Raw genomic sequence first — 23244 nt, 5'->3', positions numbered from 1 at the left:
GCCGGCGGCACGCTTGTAGTGGCCTAGCAGGCGCAGGAGCGCGGCCTTACGGGTAGCCAGGGGCCGGTCAGTGACGCTGGTCCTGTGTTCGGTGCGGGGGAGCCAGCGCTTGACGCCGCCGATAGAGAACGTGGGTTCGAGGAAGCCGACCAGGGTCGGCCGCTCCCTATCGCCTGCGAGCACCCGCCAGACTCCGGGGTCAGCACTGCGTTCGAGACGCACCGTGTCCAGGTCCAACGGCGCCGACCTGGTCGAGCGCGGCGGGCGCCGGGCCGAAGTGACACGTGCCCGGATGTCCGATGATTCCGTTACGTTTTCCGTTACAGCAACGCGCAACGGCCGGGGACGGCCGGCGGCCGGTTCGTCGGACTCCCGGGCCGCACTGGAGTCATGCGGCAGCGCGGACGACGCACCCGGAAGCGTGACGAGTTCCGTGACAACCGGTTCAGCGGGAGTGGCGACCTGAACAGGCTCCCCGAGCCGCCCGGCGAGATTGTTTGCGACTCGCGCGAGTCGACCCGAGGCGTCCGGCGACGGCCGTTGTCCAGCCAGTATCGCCCGGCGCAACTCGCTGACCACCTCCTCGATGGCATCCAATGCGGCCAGCGCCTCGACTCCCTGGCGAGCGGTCCGGGCACGGTGCGCGCGCTGCCGGCAGGTCCCATTGTGGAACCGGGCCGGCCGCCCCCGGCTCCCCGTCCCATGCGGCAGCTCCAGCCCGCACCCCGCGCAGATCACAGAGCCCTCCTCATCGCTCAATTCGTTACGATTTACGTTACACACGGCTGGCCAGGCGGGCAATAGCGGCCGGTGTCGTGCGCGACTGAATGGCGGCGCCCGGGATCGAAGTCGTTAGGCGTCCTTCGGCGCGCCAGCGGCGAAGGACTCGGCGGCCGTAGTTGTTGGTCTTGGCCAGCCGATCGAGTTCAGCACCGGTCGGGGTTCGGCCCTGAGCGCGTTGAGCCTGGTAGTAGTCCCACATCCGCCGCTCAGCGGTCGTTTCCCGGCGCGCGAGACCGGCCGAGAGCGACACGACGCGGCCCGTCTCGTTACTGGTCTCGGCAAGGGTGTCGGTCTCGCCCGCCGGTTCGGCCGTCTCGGCTTGGTCAGCCTTGGTCTCGCCGTGCAGAGTCTCGGCGCGGTGGCGTTTGAGCGCACGGTTCAGCAGCTCGACTGCAAGCAACAACGCCAGCGGCGGGCACGCGGCTACCGCGATGGCGAACGCGCTCAGCTCCGGAGCTGAGGCAATGTTCGCGCACAGCGAGAGCCCCACTCCGACCAAGAAGGCCAACCACGCGCGCCACCGCCCAGCCCGGCCGGGTTTCCACAGTTCTACCGTCGCCGTGGTCAACAGACCGTCCACGATCAGCGGCCAGATAGCCGCCGTGGTCGCGTCCCCGCTGAACCGCAAGGCGAACGCCTGCCCATGCCGGTAGGACGCGTACGCGGCCCCGACCGCGACAAGCAGCGTGCACGCGCACTGCACCCACAACCCGTGATCGCGGCCTTCTGGGCGGACACCGGCGCTCATCGCGCACCACCGGCGACCGCCCGACGACGACGCTCAACCGTGAACGTCGCGGAAAGCCGCAGTTCAGCGGGTCGGATGTCTTGTGTCGATGCTGTACGTGTCGCCCCGGGGGCACTTCGCGCAGCCACACTGTACCCGGGTGTGGCCGCCTGGCCTGCGGTTTTATCCGCGGATCACGGGTCCCCGCCGACCTCGGGGCCCTGGTAGCCCTCCTCCGAGCTGTCGTCCATGCCGACCTCGAAGTGGATGCTCGGGTTCAGCTTGTTGCCGCTGACCTTGATCCCGGCGCACTTGTTCTGGAAGGCGAAGGCGTGGTCCACCTTGCCCGCGATGGTGTTCCCGGTCACCGTCATCCGCTGCACGTCGTCGATCTGCAGCGCCTGGTCCGCCCGGTTCTCGCAGTAGTTGTTCGTCCACCGGATGTCCGTGGTGGCGCCGACGCCGCTGCCGTCGCCGGCCTCGCTGTTGGGGCCCTCGACGATCAGGCAGGTGTTGTCGATGTCCTCACACCGGTTGCCGTCGATGATGATCCGCTGGCTGGACTTGTGCTCGGTGTCGGTGGCGAAGGTCTGCATGCAGTCGGCGTGGGCCTTGATGTTGCGGGTGTTGCGGATCGTGTTGTGCCGGATGGTGATGTCGCTGCCCCAGAACCGTAGGCCGTCGCCGTCGTTCGCCCTCGGCTCGATCGACGTGCTGTTCTCCACGGTGAGGTGGCTGCCCATCAGCGAGATGCCCGGCGCCTCCGGGTTCACCGCGTTGATGTTCGACACGGACAGGTAGCTGCCCTCCAGCGTGATGCCCTTGACCAGCGTGCGGCCGTCCCCGACCACCTGGATCGGCTGCTTCGGGGTGCCCGACGTGCGCAGCTCCAGGCGCCGGTCACTGAGGTCGCCGACCAGGCAGATCTTGTCCCCCGGCACCGCGTTGGCCAGCGCGGCCGGCATGCCGAACGGGTCGGTGACGGTCTTGGTGCAGCCGGACGGCGCGGGCGCCGGGCGGATCGCGCCGCGCCCGTCGGCAGCGGTCGCCGTCACCGGCTGCGGCGGGCCGGTCGGGGCTACCACCGGCGGCGCCGTGCCACATCCGGCGAGCAGCAGCAACGCCGCGACCGCGGCCACCGCCCCCAAACCCCGGCGACGCCCCGCCGCCTCACCCGCTGATCGAGACAAGTTGGTACTCGTTTCCCTGACGCAACATCCGACCCAAACCGCTCGGATTGTGCCCTGCGCCGGCTGAGAGCGTTTAACCGGTGTTCCAACGCACCGGACGGCCGGCGTAGTCGCCCAGCCGGGTGACGGTATAGTCCCGTCGATCACGATGCTCCCCGGATCAGAGAGGGCTCGCCACGGTGCGGATCACAACGATGGTTTCCGGTGCGGCCGTGGCCGCCGGTGCCCTGGTCGTCACGCTGTCGCTGTCGCCGTTCGCTCCCCTTGCCTCCGCCGCGAGCGGCAGCTTCACCTACACCGCCTCGGACGGTAAGCCGCGCACCAGCTCCGCCGCCGGCAACAACTTCTGCATCGCGCTGCCGAACGCCAGCGGCCCGGTGAAGAACAGGACCAACGCGGACATCGAGCTGTACAGCACGCCCAAGTGCGACCAGGGCAGCGACTTCGAGACCATCGGCGCCGGCGAGACCAAGAACGTGCCGAGCTTCCAGGGCATCAAGTGGGTGGACAGCGGCGATGACGAGGACGAAGGCGGCGACGATGACGACTGAGAATTCCTCAGAATAGTCTCGTTAAATCTCGATCAAGCGCGCTGAAACCTTCGGCGAACGACACTAGGCTCCTTCCCCATCAAGGCTGAGTGGCAGATATCACTCAAGCGAAATGGGGGAATGCGGTGAATCCGCACGCGCGGTCAACCGGCGAAACCGAACAGTACGAGTCACGCACAGACATTGCGGTATTCGAGGACCAGGGTTACCACAAAGCATTAGGTAATCGCCAGGTCCAAATGATCGCCATCGGCGGCGCGATCGGCAGCGGCCTGTTCCTGGGCGCCGGTGGCCGGCTGCACTCGGCCGGTCCGGCCCTGATGGTGGGCTACGCGGTGGCCGGCGTGTTCGCCTTCATCATCGTTCGGGCGCTGGCCGAAATGGTGATGTACCGCCCCAGCTCGGGGTCATTTGTCTCCTACTCCAGGGAGTTCATCGGGGAGAAGGCCGCATACTTCGCGGGCTGGATGTACTTCCTGAACTGGGCCTGCAGCGGTATGGGGGACGTAACCGCCGCCGCCCTCTACTCCAAGTTCTTCTTCCCGGACGTTCCGCAGTGGATCCCGGCACTCATCGCTCTCGCGTTCGTGCTGGTGGTCAACCTGTTGTCGGTGAAGATATTCGGTGAGCTGGAATTCTGGTTCGCCGCGATCAAGGTGCTCACCCTGGTGGCATTCATGGTGATCGCCATCGTCACCCTGGTGACCCGCAAGGAGATCGTCCCCGGTCAGGAGACCGGGCCACAGATGATCTTCGACAACGGCGGCTTGTTCCCGTTCGGCTTCCTGGCGCTGCTGATGATCCTGCAGGGCGTGGTGTTCGCCTACGCCGGCGTCGAGATGATCGGCGTCGCGGCCGGCGAGACCGACAACCCGAAGAAGGTGATCCCCAAGGCGGCCAACTCGGTGGGTTGGCGGATCGCGGTGTTCTACATCGGCTCGGTGCTGCTGCTGACCATGCTGCTGCCGTCCTCGATGTACAAGTCCGGGGAGAGCCCGTTCGTCACCGTGCTGGACAAGCTGGGTGTGCCGGCCGCCGCCGGCATCATGACCATCGTGGTGATCACCGCCGCGCTGTCCAGCGTGAACTCCGGCCTCTACACCACCGGCCGGGTGCTGCGCTCGCTGGCGTTCAACGGTTCCGCGCCGAACTTCCTGGGCCGCATGAGCAAGCACGGCGTGCCCTACGCCGGGGTGCTGCTCACCGGCCTGCTCTACCTGGCCGGCGTGTTCCTCAACCTGCTGCTGCCGCACGAGGCGTTCGAGGTCACCACCGAGCTGTCCGCCGTGGGCATCATCGGCATGTGGTCGATGATCATGGTGGCGCACTGGGCGTTCTGGCGGGCCAGCAAGGCCGGCCGGGTTCGCCGGCCCGCGTTCCGGCTGCCCTTCGCGCCATACACCAACATCGCCACCCTGGCGTTCCTCGGCCTGGTGCTGGTGATGACCTGGTTCAACGGGGAGACTGGCAAGATCGTGGTGATGTGCATCCCGGCGATCGCGGTGCTGCTGGTGATCGGCTGGTTCGGCGCCCGGAAGCGGGTGGCGGACATCCGCCGGCACGGCGTCGGGCACCACTTCAAGTAGGCACTCCGGGGGGTTGGTCGGGAGGGTCTGGTCGGGCGTGCGGCTCGGCCAGGCCCTCCCAGCGTTGTCCGAGGGTGATCAGCCCGGCCAGCAGGGCGGCGCGTCGTTCCGCGTCGTAGCCGGCCAGCAGCCGCTCCTCCAGCCGCCGGACCTTGTGGCTGGTCTCCCGCAGGGTGACCTCGCCGGCCTCGGTCAGGTGGAGCAGCCGCTTGCGCCCGTCCTCGACCGGGGTGTCCCGGGTGATCAGCCGGCGTTGCTCCAGCCGGCGGGCGACGCTGGCCATGGTCGAGCGGTCCAGCGCCACCGCCTCGGCCAGGCTGCCCTGCTCCACCCCCGGATAGGCGTGCACGGCGGTCAGCACGGCGAACTGCGGCCCGGTCAGCATCGGGTCGATCAACCGCACCCAGGCGGCGACGTACGCCTGGTGCAGGCGGCGCACCAGGTACCCCGGCGCGGCCAGCAACTCGGGCGGCGGCGGCAGGCTGTCATGCACCTAACAACTCAACCACGCTCGGTACGCGACTGTCACTCCAGGTTACCGAACCGCGTGGAAGACGCGAGTGCGTAACGGTTCGGGTGGGAATATTGCTCACCCACAGCGGGCTGATCATAAAATCTGACCCCGGCGTTTCCGTCACCCATTCGCGGGATGTGCGCATGACTCCCACCACCTCAGACACTCGCGCAACGGGCATCCTGACCGGCCTGTTGCTGCTGGTCACGGCCACCTTCCTGAGCGCGACCCCGATCAGCTCCGCCCCCGTCGTACGCACCGCCGAGCCCGTTGTCGGCACCTGCGCGGACGCCGCTATCCCCGACCGGTTCAGCTGCGCGGGTCCGTTCGACTCGCAGTACGCCTGCGAGCTGGACCGGCGGAACACCCGGCGCCAGGAGTCACTGGGCTGCCGGCGTGACCGAGTACACGGCGGCGGCAAGTGGTTCTACGGTTTTCGATAGAGCCGGTTAGTGGACTTCCGTCGGATGCGGACGGTGATCAGCGGGGTGGCTGGCCAGGCGGAGGAGGAGCTCATAGCGGAGCTATGGGCGACGACGACAACGCCGCCAGGCGCCGCGCTGGCGCCGTTCCGCGCCGACAGCGAAGTTCACTAACCGGCTCTTAGATACCGTCCGGTAAGTTGGGCGGCGTGTCCGACCTAACCGAGCCAGTCCGGGGCCTGACCGCGTCCTGGGGAACCGTGCTACGTGACGTGCGCACCCTGGCGGCCGACCTGACCAGCGCGAGCGTCGAGCTGGCGCGGCAGGTCCCCGTCGTGCCGGTGGAGCAGTTACTGGCCGGCTGGTCGCGGGCCGAGGACACGGTGCTGCGGGAGCTGAAGACCCGCCTCGACCAGCTGGACGAGCCGAGGGTGCGCCGGGGCGCGCCGCTCGGCCAGCCCGGGGCGCCCCGGTCCGCCGCGCGCATGCTGGAGGACCTGCTGACCGCTTCGATCGAGGCGGACAGCGCGACCAGCGTCGAGGAGCTCTACCGGGCGCTGCTGCTGCACCTGGTGCCGGACGAGGCGCGCATCCTGGCCGCGCTGGCCGACGGCACCAGCTACCCGCTGATCCACGTGCAGTCCCGGTCCAACGGCTGGCGCACCGTGCTGGCCAACGCCAGCACCGTGGGGCGCGCGGCCGGTGTGCAGGTGCCGGACGCGGTCCCGCTCTACGTCGGGCGGCTGCGCGCGCTCGGCCTGGCCGAGGAAGGCCCGGCCGACGACTCGCTGGCCGTGCACTACGACATCCTGCTCGGCGAGCCGAGCGTGCGCCGGGCCGAGGAGGACGCCAAGGAGGCCGGCCGGCTGAACAGCCGGATGATCCGCCGCACGCTGCGCATCTCGCCGCTCGGCCGCCGGCTGTGGCAGGCCTGCCGGCCGGAGGACGACCTCGAGCCGTCCCCGCTCTCCGACTCCGAGCTGCTGGACGCCGACGCCATGGCGCCCGCGCTGCGCCGCCCGGAGCCCGGTCCCGGGTTCCAGCCGGATACCGCGTTCCGCCCGGTCACCACGGCCAACGGCACCAACGGCACGGGTCCGGCGCTCAGCTGACCCCCCGCGCGTTCCGCTCCAGCGCGTCCAGGAAGGCCGAGGTCAACGGGTCGGCGGCGGCCCGCGCGTAGCCGGTGAGCAGCCGGGTGATCGGCGGATCCGGCCGCCGCACCACCCCGTCGAACCGTGCCGGCAGCACGTTTTCCGGGGTGAGCGTGGGCCCGAGGCCGGCGGCGGCCAGCACCGGCGCCGTGGCCGTCTGCTCGGTGCGCACGGCCGCGCGCGGGATGAACCCGACCGCCGCGCAGGCCCGGTCGACCAGCTCGGCCAGACCGTGGCCCGGGGCATAGTGCACCCAGGCCCGGTCGGCCAACTCGGTCAGCGGGAGCGGCCCCTCACCGGCGGCGCACGGGTCGTCGGCGGCCAGTACCAGCACGAACTCCTCGTGGCCCAGCTCGCGCACCGTCCCCTCCCAGTCCGGTGGGGCCGGCCCCACCGCCACGTCCGCCCGGCCGGCCAGCATGGCCGCGTGCAACTCGTCGGCGTGCCGGAACTCGAGCAGCCGCACGTGCACGTCCGGGTGGTCCCGCCGCCACGCGCGCAGCACGGGCGGCAGCACACCCAGGCTGACCGAGTAGATCGTGGCCACGTCCAGCTCGCCGCACTGCAGGCCACCGGCCTGCCGGGCGGCCACGCCGGCCCGCGCCGCGTCGGCCAGCGCCGCCCGGGCGTGCGGCAGCATCGCCCGCCCCATCGGGGTCAGCCGGACCGCCCGGGGCAGGCGTTCCAGCAGCGGCCCGCCGGTGGTCCGCTCCAGCGCCCGGATCTGGTGGGACAGCGCGGGCTGGGTGACGTGCAGCGCCGCCGCGGCGCGGGTGAACGAGCCGGTGTCCACCACGGTGACCAGGTACTCCAGCTGGCGCAGACTGAGCATGAACAGAATCTATGGCAGACCGGAAGAACATGCATTGGACTTGTGGTTTCGGTCGGGCGCACGCTGGATGCCATGAGCAAAGAGAACGTGGCGGTGGTGGTCGGCGCGCAGGGCGTGATCGGCCGCACCCTGGTCGACCATCTGTCCGCCCTGGACGACTGGCGGGTGGTCGGGCTTTCCCGACGCCCGGCGGAGTCGGGCTGGGGCGGCCGCCCAGTTCGGCGGCCGACGGGGACACCGGCGCCGTCCACCGAGCGGGTTCGGCACATCTCGGTGGACCTGCTGGACCCGGCCGCCTCCCGCGCCTCGCTGGCCGGGCTGAGCGACGCGACGCACATCTTCTACGCCGCCTTCCAGGACCGGCCGACCTGGGCCGAGCTGGTCGAGCCCAACGTGGCGATGCTGGTCAACTCGGTGCGAGCGATCGAGGCGGCCGCCCCCGGGCTGCGCCACGTCAGCCTGATGCAGGGGTACAAGGTCTACGGCGCGCACCTCGGCCCGTTCAAGACCCCGGCCCGGGAGGACGACGCCGGCCACATGCCGCCGGAGTTCAACGTCACCCAGCAGGAGTTCCTGGAGAGCAGTGCCGGGTCCTGGACCTGGTCCGCGTTGCGCCCGTCGGTGGTCTGCGGGTTCGGCGTGGGCAACCCGATGAACCTGGCCATGGTGATCGCGGTCTACGCGGCGATCAGCAAGGAGCTGGGCCTGCCGCTGCGCTTCCCCGGCAGGCCGGGCGCCTACGACACCCTGCTGGAGATGACCGACGCCGGGCTCTTGGCGCGCGCCGCGGTGTGGGCGGCCACCTCGCCGGCCACCGCCAACCAGGCCTTCAACATCAACAACGGTGACCTGTTCCGCTGGCGGGAGATGTGGCCGAAGATCGCCGGCTGGTTCGGCCTGGAGGTGGCCCCGCCGCTGCACATGCCGCTCACCGACGTGATGGCCGACAAGGAGCCGCTCTGGCGGCGCATGACCGAGCGGCACGACCTGAAGTACGGCTACCAGGACGTGTCGTCCTGGCGCTTCGGCGACGCGGTGTTCTCCTGGGACTACGACTTCTTCGCCGACGGCAGCAAGGCCCGCCGGTTCGGTTTCCACGATTTCGTGGAAACCGAGCGCATGTTCCTCGACATCTTCGAGAACCTCCGCCGCCGCAAAGTAATCCCCTAACCCACCCACCCCCGGCGAGTCGGGGATCCAGGTACGGCGAGTCGGGGATTCGTGCACGGTGAGTCGGGATTTCAGGTACAGCGGCCGTGTGCGACCCCCAACGCGGCTCGTACCCGAATCCGCGACTCGCCGTACCTGGATCCCCGACTCGCGGTGCCTTGGTCCCCGACTCGCCGTACCTGGATCCCCGACTCGCCGTACCTGGATTCCCGACTCGCGGGCAACGGATTGGGAACTTGGGGCCGGTCGGCTTGCATTGGGGGCGCCGGGCAACGACGATCTGTCGACCGATCGCCCGCCACGGATCCTGGACCGGCCCATTGAACAGCCCCGCCGAAATTCTCGCGGACGTCACGCGCAACTGGCCGGTCTATGCCTCGATGCCGTTCATCGCGGCGGCGATCGGCTACGTGACCAAGCTGGTCGCCATCGAGATGATGTTCAAGCCGCTCGAGTTCAAGGGGCGCAAGCCGTTCCTCGGCTGGCAGGGCGTGGTGCCCCGGCGCGCGGCCAAGATGGCCGGCATCGCCTGCGACACGATGACCAGCCAGCTCATCACGCCGGCGGAGATCTTCAGCCGGCTGGACCCGAAACGGGTGGCGGAGGAGATCGAGAAACCCCTGGTCGAGGGGATCGAGGAGATCACCAGGGACGTCATGGCGGCCACCCAGCCGGACCTCTGGGAAGCGTTGCCCAGCCGGGTCAAGGAAATGGTGGTCGACCGGGTGCGGCGGCAGTCGCCGCGCATCGTCGAGACGGTGATGCAGCAGATCCAGACGGACATCAACTCGGTGTTCGACCTGAAGGAGATGGTGGTCACCAACCTGGTCCGGGACAAGGCGCTGCTCAACCGGATCTTCCGCGAGGCCGGGCACAAGGAGTTCCGGTTCATCGCCAACTGCGGCGCGCCGTTCGGGCTCGCCATCGGGGTGCTGCAGACCATCGCGTGGGCGGTGTTCCGCGAGCCGCTGTTGCTGCCGGCGTTCGGCCTGATCACCGGCTGGGCCACCGACTGGCTGGCGCTGAAGATGGTCTTCCGGCCGGTGGAGCCGCGCCGCTTCTTCGGCGTGTTCACCTGGCAGGGGCTGTTCTTCAAGCGGCGCAACGAGGTGGCCAGGGACTACGGCGACCTCATTGCGAAGGAGATCATCACTCCGCGCAACGTGGTGGAAGCGGTACTCAAGGGGCCGCTCTCCGACCGGCTGTTCGCGCTGGTGCAGCGCGAGGTGCACCGGATGGTGGACTCGCAGTCCGGGATGGCCCGCCCACTGGTCGTGATGGCGGTCGGCGGGCGCCGCTACCAGCGGATGAAGCAGCTGGTCACGGTGAAGGTGATGGAACGGCTGCCGGAGACGATGGCGCACATCGAGGAGTACGCCACCGACGCGATGGACATCCGCAACACGCTGATGACCAAGATGCAGCAGCTCACCCCGCACCAGTTCGAACGGCTGCTGCGGCCGGCGTTCGAGCAGGACGAGTGGATCCTGATCGCCACCGGCGCGATGCTCGGGTTCATGGTCGGTGAGCTGCAGATCCTGGTCGTGGAGTTCCTCACCCGCTGACCCGGCCCAGTTCCGGGTCCACTCTTTCCGCTTTACTACGCTCGCCCAATGCCCTTCTGGCCTCGGGCCGCGCTCCCCGCGCTCCTCACCTGCCTGGCCGCGCTGGTCGCCGCCTGCGGTAGCGACGTGCCCATCGTGCGCCCGCCCGGTGCCGCCCCGGCCGCCCCGCCGCCGGCCAGCGCCTCCGCCGCGCCGCCGGCCAAGGCCAAGCCGGGGATCATCCGTCCGCTGGCCAGGCCCACCGGCTGCTCGTACACGGCCACCGAGCCGATCGGCCTCGGCCAGGCGCTGAACGTGGCGGTGGGCGGCAGCAAGATCTGCGTGTTCGGCAACTTCCCCACCACCCGGCTGGTGGTGGGCCGCTCGGGCACCCCGCAGGCGCCGATCCAGCTGGTGGGCGACGGGAAGACCACGGTGCACGGGATCAGCGTGGATGCCAGCTACGTGTCCATCTCCGGGATCAACTCGGTGAACGCGGACGCCCCCGGCGTGGCCCTGGACGGCCACCACATCACCCTGGAGAACGCGTTCATCGGCAACCCGCGCAACAACGACGGGGACGGCATCCGGTTCTGGGGCAGCGACATCGTCATCAAGCAGAACACCATCCGCAACACCCGCAACATCCGGGCGCACGCGGACTGCATGCAGACCTTCGCCACCGACGCCGAGCACCAGGCCAGCCAGCGGATCACCATCGACCGCAACCGGTGCGAGGACATCGACAACACCTGCCTGATCGTGGAAGGCCCCAACAGCGAGGCCGGCGACGGCAGCGGCGTGGGCGCCACCACCGACATCCGGTTCACCAACAACTACTGCCAGAACCGGGCCGACCAGGCCCTGCAGATCGACGACGCGCGGAACGTGGTGTTCACCGGCAACGAGCTGGCCGGCCCCATCCACCACGCCATCGCGCTGCAGAACCGCAGCACCGGCGCCAAGGTCTCCGGCAACAAGCTGAACCCGGCCGTCCAGTTCGAGGTCGGCATGGACGACAGCTCCCGCCCCGGCTACCAGGGGCCGGTGCCGGGCGGGGCGCCCTGAATCTCCCGCACGCGCCTGACTGGGCGCGCGCTCGGCCAGCGCCTTCGGCGCGGCTCAAGCCTGCTTGTTGTCCTTGCCGATGGCCCGGGAGAACTCCGCCTTGGGCTCGTGGATCTGCTCCAGGGAGACCACCTCGCGGCGGAACAGCAGGGCCTGGGTCCAGTCCGTGACGATGCGGAACTTCCGGTTGAACGTGGGCATCCGGCTCAGGTGGTACGTGCGGTGCATGAACCACGCCACGATGCCCTTGAGCTTGATGCCGTAGATCTCCGCCGCGCCCTTGTACAGGCCCAGGCTGGCCACCGAGCCGGCGTAGCTGTGCCTGTACGGCTTGACCGGCTTGCCCCGCAGTTGGGCCACGATGTTGTCGCCCAGCCGGGCGGCCTGGCGCACCGCGTGCTGCGCCGACGGGCTGGTCCGGGCGTTCGGGTCGTCCTTGGAGAGGTCGGGCACCGAGGCGCAGTCGCCGGCGCTGAACACCTCCGGGCGGCCCTGCACGCGCAGCTCGGCGTCGCAGATGACCCGGCCCTTCTCGTCCAGCGGGAGGTCGGTGTTGGCCAGCATCGGGTTGGGCTTCACGCCGGCGGTCCACACGATGGTGTCGGCGTCGAACTCGGTGCCCTCGGACAGCACCACATGCCCGTGCTCCATGGAGTTCACCCGGGTGTTCAGGAACACCTCGATACCCGCGTCGCGCAGCTGCCGGACGGTGTACTCGCCCATCGGCTGGCTGACCTCGGGCATGATCCGGCCGGCCGCCTCCACCAGCACCCAGCGCAGGTCGGAGCGCTGGATGTTCTCGTAGTACCGGCTGGCGTAGCGGGACATGTCGGCCAGCTCGGCCAGCGCTTCCACGCCGGCGTAGCCACCGCCGATGACCAGGAAGGACAGCAGCCGGCGGCGCAGGTCCGGGTTCAGTGTGCTGGCGGCGGCGTCCATCCGGGAGAGCACGTGGTTGCGCAGGTAGATCGCCTCGGCCACGGTCTTGAACGAGATGCCCTGCTCGGCCAGGCCGGGGATGGGCAGCGTGCGGGCCACCGAGCCGGGCGCGACCACCAGCACGTCGTAGCCCAGCTGGCTCACGTGGCCGGCGGCGGCCTCGACGGTGATCTCCCGGCCCTCGGTGTTGATCGCGGTCACCCGGCCGGTCAGCACGTGGCACTTGCGGAGCACCTTGCGCAGCGGCACCACCACGTGGCGGGGCTCCACCGACCCGGCCGCCGCTTCGGGCAGGAAGGGCTGGTAGGTCATGTTCGCCTGCGGGTCGATCACCGTGATGGAGGCTTCGTCGGCGGACAGTTTGCGCTGCAGGCGCAGCGCCGTGTACATGCCGACATAGCCACCACCGACGATCACGATATTGCGTGCCATGCCAACTATGTTCCCATCGGGCGCGGGGCAAACCATCTCGTTAACCGGGTGAGGCTTGTCGCTACTTCGGGTAAGCTTTACTTATGACGGCTGCGGTAAAGCAGGATGAAATGCCGGTGCGGACCACCAAGGTGAGCCGGAAGAACCAGGTCACGCTGCCGGTCGCCGCGCTGCACGCGGCCAACGTCTCCCCCGGCGACGTGCTGCGGGTTGAGGTCGTCGCCGACGGTGTGTTCAGGCTCATCCGCGAGCGCGACCCTCGGTGGGAGGCGTTCGAGAGGCTGTGCGGCGCCGGCGGGTTCACCACCCGTGAGGAGCTGGAAGAGCTGCGGAACGAATGGGAACGGTAGTCCTCGACTCGAGCCTGCTGATCGGGTTCTTCGACCCGAACGACCCTCACCACGACGCCGCCGCGCGCCACCTTCAGCGGATGCACCAGAACAGGGACGGCTACCTGCTGCCCACCGTGGTGCTGGCCGAGGTCATGGTGGGCCGAATCCGGTCGAACCCGCGGACGGCCCGAGGAGCGATGCAGACCGTGCTCGACGCGTTCGGGCCGGTTCGGGAGGTCGATGAGGAAATCGCCTTCGTGGCCGCCGAACTGCGCGCACGACGGCCCTCGATCCAGATGCCGGATGCACTGGTAGTCGCCACGGCGACCGTGGAGCAGGCCACCGTGTCCACCTTCGACAAGCGGCTGGCCAACGCCGCGCCGGACCGGGTTCAGGTCATACCGGCGGATTGAGGCCGGCCAGGTCGGCGGCCCGGCGCAGCACCGCGCGCAGCATCTCCGGGGTGAGCCGGCCGGTGAAGGTGTTCTGCTGGCTGACGTGGTAGCTGCCGAACACGTGCAACGGGGCCGGGCGGGTCTCCGGAGCCAGCACGACGTGTGCGCCGTGGCCGAACACCGGGCGCGGCTTCGGGATCACCCACCCCGACTCGCCCAGCACCGGCAGCAGCGCCTGCCAGCCGAACCCGCCGAGCACCACCACCGACCGCATCGTCGGCGCAAGCAGCCGCAGCTCGCTGACCAGCCAGCCCCGGCAGGTGTCCCGCTCCGCCGGGGTCGGCTTGTTCTCGGGCGGGGCGCAGTGCACGGGCGCGGTGATCCGGGTGCCGTACAGCTCCAGGCCGTCGCCGCGGTGGATCGCCGTCGGCTGGCTGGCCAGGCCCTCCGCGTGCAGCGCGGCGTAGAGGACGTCACCACTGCGGTCGCCGGTGAACATCCGGCCCGTGCGGTTGGCCCCGTGCGCGGCCGGCGCGAGCCCGACGATGAGCAGCCGCGCGTCCGAGGGGCCGAACCCGGGCACCGGCCGGCCCCAGTAGGTCTGGTCGGCGTAGGCGGCCCGTTTCTCCCGGGCCACCCGCTCCCGCCAGGTCACCAGCCGGGGGCAGGCCCGGCACTCGCTGACCGCCTGGTCCAGGCGCGCCACCGTGTCGATCACCGTTTCCGTGGCCACGCGGTACACGGTACGCACCCGTCGCAAGCACCAATGAATATCCTGAATACATCACGATGCAGACCCCGTATGATTGTGTGCATGCGGACCACGATCACCATTGACGAGGACCTGCTGGACGAGGTGCGCCGGCTCGCCGCCGAGCGGCGTCAGACCGTCAGCCAGGTCATCGAGGAGAGCGTGCGGGAGAGCCTGCTCCGGCAGCGGGAAGAGCCCCCGCGCGCCCGATTCGAACCGTTGACCTTCGACGGCGGCGGCTACCTGCCTGGCGTCAACCTCGACGACAACGCGGCGACGCTCGACCTCATGGAAGACCGTTGATCTCCTGCGACGTCAACGTGCTGGTTTATGCGCACAACAAACGCGACCCACACCACGCCGAGTACTCGGACTGGTTGCGCACCACGCTCAACGGCGACCGACCGGTCGGCATCTCGTCGCTGGTGGCGAGCGGATTCCTCCGGATCGCGACCAGCCCGAAGATTCTGCCGGAACCGTTGGCCATCGATACCGCGCTCGACATCCTGGATCGGATTCGCGCCGCGCCGGCCGTCGTGCCGCTGGAGCCCGGGCGACGGCACTGGTCGATCTTCACCGAGCTGTGCCGCCGGGTCGGCGCGAAGGGCAACACCGTCCCGGACGCCTACTTCGCCGCGCTCGCCATCGAGCAGGACGCCGAATGGCACACCGCTGACCGCGGGTTCGCGCGCTTCCCCGGCCTGCGGGTGCGCCACCCACTGGACCCCGAACCACCGGGTTTCACCCCGCCCGTGCAGCGGGCGCGATAGTTCACGAAACGGCCCCTTGAGCGGGGGCTTTCCGGCGGTATTGTGCTGCCGTGGATCTTGAGAAGATTTCCCTCACCGGGGCGCCGGAAACGCTGCTGACCACGCTCTACTGCCGAGCCGTGGACAGCCGCGCGGAGAACCCGGTGCTGGGCGACGACGCGGCCGCGCGGGCGGTCGAACGCGTCGACTACGACTTCCGCCGAACCGGAGTCAACCGGGTGACCGCCGCCGGCGTCGCGCTGCGCGCCAAGCAGCTGGACGACTGGACGGCCGAGTTCATGGCCGAGCACGAGAAGGCAACCGTGCTGCACCTGGCCTGCGGACTGGACACCCGGGCGCAGCGCCTCGCGCCGGCCTCCACGGTGCGCTGGTACGACGTGGACTACCCGCAGGTCATGGAGCTGCGCCAGCGCCTGCTGACCACCCCCGACGGCGACTACCACACCATTGCCTCCTCGGTCACCGAAGACGACTGGCTGGACTCGGTACCCGCCGACCGGCCCACCGCGACGGTGTTCGAGGGCCTGTCGATGTACCTCACCGAGGAGGACGGGAAGCGGCTGATCCAGCGAATCGCCGAGCGGTTCCCCAGCGGGCAGCTGCTGTTCGACTGCTACGGGAAGATGGGCATCCGCATGCAGAAGCTGGTGCCGGCGGTGCGCAACTCCGGCGCCACCCTGCACTGGGCCATCGAGGACCCGAGCGTGCTGGAGTCCTGGCATCCCGGCCTGCGCTGCCGGGACGCGATCCGCAGCCTGGAGATCTACCGCTGCGACAAGTTCCCCCGCGAGGGCCGCACCAGCTACCGGGTGCTGTCCCGGCTGCCCGGTTTCAAGAACGTCGGGCGGTTCCTGCGCTACGAGTTCTAGAGGAGAGACAGGGCGATGCCGTCCAGGATGTCGTGCTCGCTGACCACCAACTCGGTGATGTTGGCCCGCTCGGCCAGCTCCTCGGCCAGCACGGCGACGATCAGCGCACCACCGCCGATCACGTCCACCCGGCCGGGGTGCATCGCGCCGTAGGCCATCCGCCGTTCCCGGCTGCGGGAGAGCAGGTCGTCGCTCACCCGGTACAGCTCGGGCAGCTTCAGGCGCGACAGGTGCAGCACCTCGGAGTCGTACTCCGGCAGGTCCATGGACACGGCGGACAGCGTCGTCACCGTGCCGGCCACGCCGACCCAGGTCCGCGCGTCCCGTACCGGCACGTGCTCGAACGCCTCGGCCAGCACCGAGCGGGCCAGCTCACGGGCATCCGCGCGCTCGGCGTCGGTGGGTGGGTCGGAGCGCAGGCAGCGCTCGGTGATCCGCACGCAGCCGATGTCCACCGAGCGCGCGGCCCACACGTCGACCCCGCCGTTGTCCCGGGTGCCGATGACCACCTCGGTGGACCCGCCGCCCACATCCACCACCACGAACGGGCCGTCCTCGGCGGACAGGTCACCGACCGCGCCGGTGAAGGACAGCCGGGCCTCGGTGTCCCCGCTGATCACCTCGGCGTCCTGGCCGAGCGTGTCGCGCACCATGCCGAAGAAGTCCTCCCGGTTGGCCGCGTCCCGGGTGGCCGAGGTGGCGACCATGCGCAGCCGCTCGGCGCCGGCCGCGCGCAGGATGTCGGTGTAGTCGGCCAGGGCCTCGCGGGTGCGCTCGATGGCCTCCGGGGCGAGCCGGCCGGTGGCGTCCACGCCCTTCCCCAGCCGGACGATCCGGGTCTCCCGGTGGACGTCGGTCAGCTGCCGGCCATCATCCGCGTCGGCGACGAGCAGGCGGATCGAGTTGGTCCCGCAGTCGATGGCGGCCACTCTCGGCATGCGCGCTCCTCGGTGCTCATTCGCCGCCGGCCGGTCGCCGGCTGGACGATGGCAACGGTACCGAGGAGGGGGTCGGCGGGACCGAGGACGTGGGCAGGGTCTCGGCGGCGCCACCGCCCGGGGTGTTCCCCGGGATGGACGGCAGCATGACGATCTTCGGGCCGGTGGGCGGGTCCCCGGTCGGGGTGGCCTGTGGGCGGCTGGTCGGGGTTTCTGACGAGGTGGGCGCGGAACTGCTCGAGTTGCTGGAGTTGTTGGAGTTGCTCGAGTCGCTCGACGAGTTCGGCGTGCTACTCGGAGTGGAGCTCGGCGCGGTGCTCGGCGCGGAACTCGGCGGGGAACTCGGGGTGGAGTCGCGGCTCGTGCTCGGCGCCGGGGTCGAGGGGGCCGGGGTGGTGTCGTCCTGGTCGGCGGCGTCCGAGCTCGACGGGTTGGCCCGGATGGTGGTCGGTCGCGACGGCGCGGACCGGCGCGGAGCGGGGACAGCGGCCCTGGTCCGGGGCGTGACCAGGGGCGGTTTAGGGGTGGCGCGAGGCGGGTTCGGCAGGGCGCGGGGTACGTCGGGCAGGGCGCGCGGCGCCGGCGGTTCCACGGCGCCCGGCCGGGGGGTGGCGGCCTGCTCCTCGAACGGGTTCACCGGCGGAGCCGCGCCCGGCGGAACGGTGCCGGGGGCGCCCGGTGGAACGGTGCCGGGGGCGCCCGGCTGGCCGGCCGCCGGGGCGCGGGCGTACTCGGCCGACCAGTTCCGCACCGCCTCCGCGTACGCCGGCGAGTTCCGGTAGCGCAACACGGCGGCGTTCTGGTTGGCCGGGTCGGTCAGGTTGGTGGCGGCGGCGCAGAGGTAGCGGCCGGCGGTGAGCGCGGCGTCGTCCAGGTCGTCCGGCTGGGCCTGCCCGTTCCCGTCCCCGTCCGCGCCGTAGCGGCGCCAGATCGACGGGACGATCTGCATCGGCCCGACCGCGCGGTCCCATGCGGTGTCGCCGTCCAGCTGGCCCTGATCCGTGTCCGGCACGCTGGCCAGGCCGGGCGAGCCGTCCAGCCGAGGGCCGAGGATGCGTCCCACGGTGTGCCCGGTGGCATCTAGCCGGCCCCCGGCGGCGTGCCCGGACTCGGCGCGCCCGATCGCGGCGAGCAGGGTCCAGCTCAGCCGGCAGGCCGGCGCGGACTCGGCCAGCGTCCGCTCGGCGCGCTGGTAGGCCTCCTGGACGAGCGCGGGCACCCCGTTGGCGCCCGGCCGGGCCGGCACCGGTTGCACGTCCGGCGGCGGGTCGGTGATGGTGAGCTGCCCGGTCGGCGAACCACCCGAGGCGGACTCGCCGAGCAGCGGCGCGGGCAGGCCCCCGGGGGCTACCCGGTCAGCCGCGGCATCCGGGGAACCGGCGGGGGCGTCATCGCCACCGCCGCGCAGCACGCCGATCACCGCGAGCAGGCCGAAGCCGGCAAAGAGCAGCAGCCAGCCCCGCTGGCCGCCACTCCGTACTTCCACCCGCCCTCCCACCCTCGTACCCGCGCACACCCTGCCGCGGACGCATGGTGACCGGGGCCGGATCGCATTACCCTCGGGTCATGACCGATCTTCTGGCGCAGCGCTACGCTCCGGTACACGGTTCCGGCTCCGCCGAACGGGTGGCGGAAGACTCGGTCGAGACGCCCCGCGTGGGTGACCGTTTCGCCACCCACGCGGTGACCAACCAGGTCCCGCCGCTGGACGGGTACGACCCCGTCGCCTGCGACCCGGGGTTCGCCGACGCGCTGGCCCGCGAGGGCGCCGGCGACGCGCTGCCCCGCCTCACCGAGCTCGGACGGACGGTGGTCGGGTCCGCCGAGGGCCGCGAGCACGCCCGGCTGGCCAATGAGAACGAGCCGGTGCTGCGCACCCACGACCGCTACGGCAACCGGATCGACGAGGTCGACTTCCACCCCTCCTGGCACTGGCTGATGGAGCGCTCGGTGGGCGCGGGTGCCCACGCCGCGCCCTGGGCGCCGGACGCCGGGCCGGGCGCACACGTGGCCCGAGCCGGCGCGTTCTACCTGATGAGCGAGCTGGAACAGGGCCACTGCTGCCCCATCGCGATGACCTACGCGGCGGTGCCGGCGCTCCGCCACGACGCCGGGCTGGCCGCCCGCTACGAGCCCGGCCTGCACTCGCTCACCTACCGGCCGGGGCTGGTGGAACCGAGTACCAAAGATGGCCTGCTGGCCGGTATGTCGATGACCGAGAAGCAGGGCGGCTCGGACGTCCGCGTGGGCACCACGGTGGCCAAGCCGGCCGGCGACGGGAGCTACCACCTGGTCGGGCACAAGTGGTTCACCTCGGCGCCGATGTGCGACCTGTTCCTCACCCTGGCCCAGGCACCGGGCGGGCTGACCTGCTTCGTGCTGCCCCGGGTGCTGCCCGACGGCTCGCGCAACCCGATCCGCATCCAGCGGCTCAAGGACAAGCTGGGCAACCGGTCCAACGCCTCCTCGGAGATCGAGTACCAGGACGCGCTCGGCTGGCGGCTCGGCGACGAGGGCCGGGGCGTCCGGACGATCATCGACATGGTCTCGTCGACCCGGCTGGACTGCGTGCTCGGTTCGGCCGCGCTGATGCGCATCGCGCTGTCCGAGGCGGCGCACCACGTGGCGCACCGGTCCGCGTTCGGTGCCCGGCTGGCCGACCAGCCACTGATGCGCCAGGTGGTGGCCGAGCTGGGCGCCGAGGTGGAGGCGTCCACCCGGCTGGCGTTCCGGCTGGCCGGCGCGGCCGACCGGGGCGAGCGGGCGCTGCTCCGGCTGGCCCTGCCCACCTCGAAGTACCTGGTCTGCAAGCGCACGTCGACGGTGATCGCGGAGGCGGCCGAGTGCCTCGGCGGGAACGGGTACGTGGAGGACTCCGGGCTTCCCCGCTACTACCGGGAGGCCCCACTGAACTCGATCTGGGAGGGCTCGGGCAACGTCAACGCGCTGGACGCGCTGCGCGCCATGGCCCGTTCTCCGGAGAGCGTGGACGCGCTGCTGGCCGAGGTGGACGCGGCCCGGGGCGAGTCCTCGCTGTTCGATGCGGCGGCGGGGGCGCTGCGCGAGGAGCTGGCCGCGCCGGACGAACGGCGCGCGCGCCGGCTGGCCGAGCTGGCCGGGGTCTGCCTGCAGGGGTCGCTGTTGCTGCGGCAGGCGCCGGCGGAGGTGGCCGAGGTCTTCCTGGCCGCCCGGCTGGGCGCCGACGGCCCATGGCGCACCGCCGGCACCCACACGGCCTCTCCGTCCGCGACCGCCGCCGTGCTGACCAGAGTCACCCCCCGGAACTGACGTTGGCCGGCAGCCTCTCCCTCCGAGGTGCTCTCGCAGACGCTTTGGCTCTGCGTGGAAATGCGCGACTTCGGGTCGCCGCCTCGGCGGCCCCCGGGCGACCACCACCATGCCCTGTTGATCACGGCCAGCATCACGCCAGCCCCAGGATCACTCGCGCGGGTGGCCCGCCGGCCGACACATCTGATGCCGCGGATTTCCACGCAGAGCCAAAGCGTGGTCCGGGGTAGTCGAGCTAGCGAGCGACGCCCGGGCCCGCCGGCAGCGGGCAGGCGGCGTCCACGATCTCGGTGACCTTGAGGATGCGGCCCAAGCCCAGCGCGAGCGCGCAGAACAGCATGATCTCGGTGATCTGCCGGTCGGAGAAGTGTTCCTCCAGCTCCTTGAAGTGCTCGGCGCCGATGGCGTGGTGGTCGCCGCCGAAGGCGCTGGCGAAGCGCAGCGCGGCCCGCTCGCGGGGGCTCAGCGAGGCGGCCTGCTGGTCCGGGATCGCGGCCACGTCGGCCTCGGTCACCTCGTCGCTGTAGCGCACGTTCAGGCACAGCGGGCACTGCGTGCCGTTGGCGATGGCCAGCCGCATCATCTCGGTGAGCCGGGGCCCGATGCTGTTCTCGAACCAGATCCCGAGATAGTATGGGAAAAGGCGCTCGGCGTGCTCGGGGGCATTGGCGAGCATGCCGAAATAGCGCTCGAAATGCGGCAGGAAATCCTGCGGCATCTGCGGGTACAGCTCGTCCGCGACCGTCCGCAGGTACGGCGTCATCGACTCTTTCGGAACCGTGTTCACCAACATGGGGACGAGTTTATGAATCCACGCGCCGGCCGCCAGGGCCGGAAGCGAACACGTCGAAAGGTCGAAACCGGCGACGGTTTTCTACTGCCCCCGGCGATACTCCGAAGGGGATATCCCGAGCTGGTGGCGGAATCGGGCGGAGAAGTACGCGGCGCTGTGGAAACCCACCGCCGCGCCCACCTCGGCGACCCCCAACCGCGTGTCCCGGAGCAGCGCGCAGGCCCGGTCCAGCCGGGCCCGCAGCAGGTAGCGGTACGGGGTGACGCCGGTGGCGGCGCGGAAGCTGCGGATGAAGTGGTCCTCGGAAAGATGCGCCAGCGCGGCCAGCTGGCCGAGCCCGATGTCCTCGGCCAGCCGGGCGTGCACGAACTCGAGCACCCGGTCCAGCGCGGCCGGCGCCAGTGGCGCCACGTTCGCGCGGCCGTCCAGCGCCGCCCGGGCGCGTCGGGGCGCGGTGGAATGCCAGCGCAACAAATGCCGGATCAACACGTGGTGCAGTTGCCCGAGCAGCAGAGAGTCGGCCCGGCCGGCGGCGTCCCGGTAGATTTCCAGCTCGCTGGTGAGCATCTGGAAAAAGCCATGCAACCACGGATCGGAAATGGCGAAGAATGCTCCGATCTGGCTGTCCCGGGCGCGCGGTTCGATGGTTTCCGCGATCCGCCGGACCTCGGTGGGGTCGAGGTAGACGTGAATGACCTCGATTCCGCCGTCCAGCTGCCATTCGGTGCCGTCGGTGGGTATGAACGTGTGCGAACCCAGCCGGGACCGCCGACCCACCTGCCGGCCGTCCTCCAGCTTGCGCACCTCGGTGCTGCCGCCCGCGTGGTAGCAGAGCATGCCGTGGCTGGAGCCGTGCACCGGCACGTAGGACGGCGGCTGGTGCCACTTGGCGGCGAACACGTTCTGCCCGCCCGCGCCGCGCACCAGGTAGTCCGGATCGCACAGGCTGTGCCGGCGGATCAGGTCCGGGCAGAAGGTGGGCGCTGCCGAGGCGGCCATCCGGTCACCTTATCGCCGAAAGTGACTGAATCAGGGTGCTGAACTGACTGAATCAGGGTGCTGAAGTCACTGAATCAGGTCGGTGGGGGGACGCAGGGGCCGGGGCGCCACCAGTCGGTCAGCTCGGCCAGGGCCTCGTCGCCGAACGGGTTGACGCCGGGGCCGGCGGCCAGCGCGTGGCCCACGTGCACGTGCAGGCACTTCACCCGGGTCGGCATGCCGCCAGCGCTGACATCGGTGCCCAGCGGCTCGATGGCGTCCCGTTCGGCCAGGTAGGACTCGTGCGCGCGCCGATAGGCGTCGGCCAGCTTTTCGTCCGAGGACAGCCGCTCGGTCATCTCCCGCATCCGGCCGTCCGCCTCCAGGCCGCCGATCCGGGAGCACAGCCGCGCGCAGGTCAGGTAGTAAAGCGTGGGGAACGGGGTGCCGTCGTCCAGCCGGGGGCTGGTGCGCACCACCGACGGCAGCCCGCACGGGCAGCGGTGCGCGACATCCCGCAGCCCGCGCGGCGGACGGCCTAGCTGGGCGGTCACGGCGGCCCGGTCCTCGACGGAGACCGAGTCGATCTCGTTCACTTCGGCACCCCACGCACGTCGTTCCAGAGTTGGTCGTACCAGAGCCCGCCCGGCGCGACCGCCGGCGCCGGCACCGGGTTGGCGTCGCCGGGCAGTTGCACCACGTACGGCGTCTCCCCCGGGCGCACGTAGCCCAGCCGTTCACGCGCCTCGGCGGCGATCGCCGCCGGGTCCCGCAGCTGGTCACGCCGCTGGCTGAGCCGGTCCACCTCGCTGGCCAGCTGGTGCTGCCTGGCCTCCAACGCCGCCAGCTCCTGGCGCTGGGTGAGGAAGTTGCGCAGCGGCATCGCGACGGTCAGTGCCAGCGCGCACACCACCAGCGCGAGCACCGCTGCCCGCCGGGTCGAGGAGACCCCGAGGATGCCCGACGTCGCTACGGCCATCCGATGCGCCCGGCTGCCCCGGATTGCCTCCGGTGCGCCGCCGGAGACCCCGGCCCGGACCTTGCCGCCCGGCGTCGGGCCGGCCGCCGACGGTAATCGGCTCGGCCCGGCCGACCCCCGGCCACCGGCGCTCCGGGTGGACGAGGCCCGTATCCCGGCGGAGCGCTCGCCGACCCCGCGCGCCCCCGGGCGGCGGTCGCGTCCCTTCCGGGAGCGGGCGGGGTCGGTGCTCATCGGTT

At 70.7% G+C, this 23244-nt stretch carries 25 protein-coding genes; 13 read left to right on the top strand and 12 right to left on the bottom strand.

Annotated elements, in window-relative coordinates; all coding sequences use genetic code 11:
• Positions 1–775 precede the first annotated feature (775 nt).
• Both ABEB12_RS09580 and ABEB12_RS09575 read right to left on the bottom strand, forming a co-directional pair.
• Positions 776–1531 carry a DUF2637 domain-containing protein gene (locus ABEB12_RS09580; RefSeq protein ID WP_185066621.1) on the bottom strand — a complete coding sequence of 252 codons (756 nt, stop codon included), beginning with the start codon at positions 1529–1531 and terminating at the stop codon, positions 776–778.
• Between the two features lie 173 nt (positions 1532–1704).
• A complete protein-coding gene (locus ABEB12_RS09575; RefSeq protein ID WP_185066622.1) occupies positions 1705–2649 on the bottom strand; it encodes a right-handed parallel beta-helix repeat-containing protein in 945 nt (314 codons plus the stop codon).
• 230 nt (positions 2650–2879) lie between these two features.
• Here ABEB12_RS09575 and ABEB12_RS09570 point away from each other — a divergent pair, with 230 nt between their 5' ends.
• Together ABEB12_RS09570 and ABEB12_RS09565 are read left to right on the top strand one after the other, a co-directional pair.
• A complete protein-coding gene (locus tag ABEB12_RS09570) occupies positions 2880–3251 on the top strand; it encodes a hypothetical protein (protein WP_345702691.1) in 372 nt (123 codons plus the stop codon).
• A gap of 239 nt (positions 3252–3490) precedes the next feature.
• Positions 3491–4837, top strand: a complete 1347-nt coding sequence (locus tag ABEB12_RS09565; RefSeq protein WP_185066624.1) for an amino acid permease — start codon at positions 3491–3493, stop codon at positions 4835–4837.
• Here the strand turns inward: ABEB12_RS09565 and ABEB12_RS09560 are convergent.
• Positions 4830–5330, bottom strand: a complete 501-nt coding sequence (locus ABEB12_RS09560) for a MarR family winged helix-turn-helix transcriptional regulator (protein WP_345702690.1) — start codon at positions 5328–5330, stop codon at positions 4830–4832. The two genes, ABEB12_RS09565 and ABEB12_RS09560, sit on opposite strands and share 8 nt — an antisense overlap.
• A gap of 164 nt (positions 5331–5494) precedes the next feature.
• Between ABEB12_RS09560 and ABEB12_RS09555 the strand changes: the two genes are divergently transcribed.
• Both ABEB12_RS09555 and ABEB12_RS09550 read left to right on the top strand, forming a co-directional pair.
• Positions 5495–5794 (top strand): hypothetical protein, encoded by a 300-nt coding sequence (locus ABEB12_RS09555; protein WP_185066625.1) that lies wholly within the window; start codon positions 5495–5497, stop codon positions 5792–5794.
• A 188-nt stretch (positions 5795–5982) separates the two neighbouring features.
• Complete coding sequence (locus tag ABEB12_RS09550; protein ID WP_185066626.1) at positions 5983–6885, top strand: Abi-alpha family protein; 903 nt, start codon at positions 5983–5985, stop codon at positions 6883–6885.
• Here the strand turns inward: ABEB12_RS09550 and ABEB12_RS09545 are convergent.
• Positions 6878–7759: a LysR substrate-binding domain-containing protein gene (locus ABEB12_RS09545; protein WP_185066627.1), complete on the bottom strand. Its 882-nt coding sequence runs from the start codon at positions 7757–7759 to the stop codon at positions 6878–6880. The genes ABEB12_RS09550 and ABEB12_RS09545 overlap by 8 nt on opposite strands.
• A 72-nt stretch (positions 7760–7831) precedes the next feature.
• On the opposite strand from ABEB12_RS09545, the gene ABEB12_RS09540 reads away from it, so the two are divergent.
• The 3 genes from ABEB12_RS09540 (at position 7832) to ABEB12_RS09530 (ending at position 11541) form a co-directional block, all read left to right on the top strand.
• A complete protein-coding gene (locus ABEB12_RS09540) occupies positions 7832–8929 on the top strand; it encodes an NAD-dependent epimerase/dehydratase family protein (RefSeq protein WP_185066628.1) in 1098 nt (365 codons plus the stop codon).
• Between the two features lie 380 nt (positions 8930–9309).
• Positions 9310–10494 (top strand): DUF445 domain-containing protein, encoded by a 1185-nt coding sequence (locus ABEB12_RS09535; protein WP_345702732.1) that lies wholly within the window; start codon positions 9310–9312, stop codon positions 10492–10494.
• Between the two features lie 48 nt (positions 10495–10542).
• Positions 10543–11541 (top strand): right-handed parallel beta-helix repeat-containing protein, encoded by a 999-nt coding sequence (locus ABEB12_RS09530; RefSeq protein ID WP_185066630.1) that lies wholly within the window; start codon positions 10543–10545, stop codon positions 11539–11541.
• 54 nt (positions 11542–11595) lie between these two features.
• Here the strand turns inward: ABEB12_RS09530 and ABEB12_RS09525 are convergent, their stop codons facing one another.
• The gene (locus ABEB12_RS09525; protein WP_185066631.1) at positions 11596–12912 is read right to left on the bottom strand and encodes an FAD-dependent oxidoreductase; all 1317 of its coding nucleotides are present in this window, start codon (positions 12910–12912) and stop codon (positions 11596–11598) included.
• Between the two features lie 110 nt (positions 12913–13022).
• On the opposite strand from ABEB12_RS09525, the gene ABEB12_RS09520 reads away from it, so the two are divergent.
• Positions 13023–13262 carry an AbrB/MazE/SpoVT family DNA-binding domain-containing protein gene (locus tag ABEB12_RS09520; protein ID WP_185066632.1) on the top strand — a complete coding sequence of 80 codons (240 nt, stop codon included), beginning with the start codon at positions 13023–13025 and terminating at the stop codon, positions 13260–13262.
• On the top strand, positions 13250–13657 hold the full coding sequence (locus tag ABEB12_RS09515) for a PIN domain-containing protein (RefSeq protein ID WP_185066633.1): 408 nt from the start codon (positions 13250–13252) through the stop codon (positions 13655–13657). The genes ABEB12_RS09520 and ABEB12_RS09515 overlap by 13 nt, the downstream gene beginning before the upstream one ends.
• On the opposite strand, the gene ABEB12_RS09510 is transcribed toward ABEB12_RS09515, so the two are convergent.
• Positions 13641–14372: a uracil-DNA glycosylase family protein gene (locus tag ABEB12_RS09510; RefSeq protein ID WP_185066634.1), complete on the bottom strand. Its 732-nt coding sequence runs from the start codon at positions 14370–14372 to the stop codon at positions 13641–13643. The genes ABEB12_RS09515 and ABEB12_RS09510 overlap by 17 nt on opposite strands.
• A gap of 81 nt (positions 14373–14453) precedes the next feature.
• On the opposite strand from ABEB12_RS09510, the gene ABEB12_RS09505 reads away from it, so the two are divergent.
• From ABEB12_RS09505 to ABEB12_RS09495, 3 genes are read left to right on the top strand one after another with little or no spacing between them, the layout of a single operon-like run.
• Complete coding sequence (locus tag ABEB12_RS09505) at positions 14454–14693, top strand: ribbon-helix-helix protein, CopG family (protein ID WP_185066635.1); 240 nt, start codon at positions 14454–14456, stop codon at positions 14691–14693.
• Positions 14690–15160, top strand: a complete 471-nt coding sequence (locus ABEB12_RS09500; protein ID WP_185066636.1) for a TA system VapC family ribonuclease toxin — start codon at positions 14690–14692, stop codon at positions 15158–15160. The genes ABEB12_RS09505 and ABEB12_RS09500 overlap by 4 nt, the downstream gene beginning before the upstream one ends.
• Positions 15161–15210: 50 nt before the next feature.
• Positions 15211–16029 carry a class I SAM-dependent methyltransferase gene (locus ABEB12_RS09495; RefSeq protein WP_185066637.1) on the top strand — a complete coding sequence of 273 codons (819 nt, stop codon included), beginning with the start codon at positions 15211–15213 and terminating at the stop codon, positions 16027–16029.
• Here the strand turns inward: ABEB12_RS09495 and ABEB12_RS09490 are convergent.
• Complete coding sequence (locus tag ABEB12_RS09490; RefSeq protein WP_185066638.1) at positions 16026–16967, bottom strand: Ppx/GppA phosphatase family protein; 942 nt, start codon at positions 16965–16967, stop codon at positions 16026–16028. The two genes, ABEB12_RS09495 and ABEB12_RS09490, sit on opposite strands and share 4 nt — an antisense overlap.
• Positions 16968–16983: 16 nt before the next feature.
• Positions 16984–18453 (bottom strand): lytic transglycosylase, encoded by a 1470-nt coding sequence (locus tag ABEB12_RS09485; RefSeq protein ID WP_185066639.1) that lies wholly within the window; start codon positions 18451–18453, stop codon positions 16984–16986.
• Between the two features lie 80 nt (positions 18454–18533).
• On the opposite strand from ABEB12_RS09485, the gene ABEB12_RS09480 reads away from it, so the two are divergent.
• On the top strand, positions 18534–20255 hold the full coding sequence (locus ABEB12_RS09480) for an acyl-CoA dehydrogenase family protein (protein ID WP_185066640.1): 1722 nt from the start codon (positions 18534–18536) through the stop codon (positions 20253–20255).
• A gap of 235 nt (positions 20256–20490) precedes the next feature.
• Here ABEB12_RS09480 and ABEB12_RS09475 read toward each other — a convergent pair whose 3' ends face one another.
• From ABEB12_RS09475 to ABEB12_RS09460, 4 genes are all read right to left on the bottom strand, one after another.
• The gene (locus ABEB12_RS09475) at positions 20491–21048 is read right to left on the bottom strand and encodes a carboxymuconolactone decarboxylase family protein (protein WP_185066641.1); all 558 of its coding nucleotides are present in this window, start codon (positions 21046–21048) and stop codon (positions 20491–20493) included.
• A gap of 81 nt (positions 21049–21129) precedes the next feature.
• A complete protein-coding gene (locus ABEB12_RS09470) occupies positions 21130–22047 on the bottom strand; it encodes a helix-turn-helix domain-containing protein (RefSeq protein ID WP_185066642.1) in 918 nt (305 codons plus the stop codon).
• A 74-nt stretch (positions 22048–22121) separates the two neighbouring features.
• Entirely contained in the window at positions 22122–22622 is a 501-nt protein-coding gene (locus tag ABEB12_RS09465; RefSeq protein ID WP_185066643.1) for a DUF501 domain-containing protein, read from the bottom strand.
• Complete coding sequence (locus ABEB12_RS09460; RefSeq protein ID WP_345702689.1) at positions 22619–23239, bottom strand: FtsB family cell division protein; 621 nt, start codon at positions 23237–23239, stop codon at positions 22619–22621. Before ABEB12_RS09460 ends, ABEB12_RS09465 begins: the two co-directional genes overlap by 4 nt.
• Positions 23240–23244: the final 5 nt, after the last annotated feature.

The organism is Actinospineispora eucalypti (assembly GCF_039543365.1).
Classification (GTDB): domain Bacteria; phylum Actinomycetota; class Actinomycetes; order Mycobacteriales; family Pseudonocardiaceae; genus Pseudonocardia; species Pseudonocardia eucalypti.
This window is presented reverse-complemented; position numbering and strand designations above follow the sequence as displayed.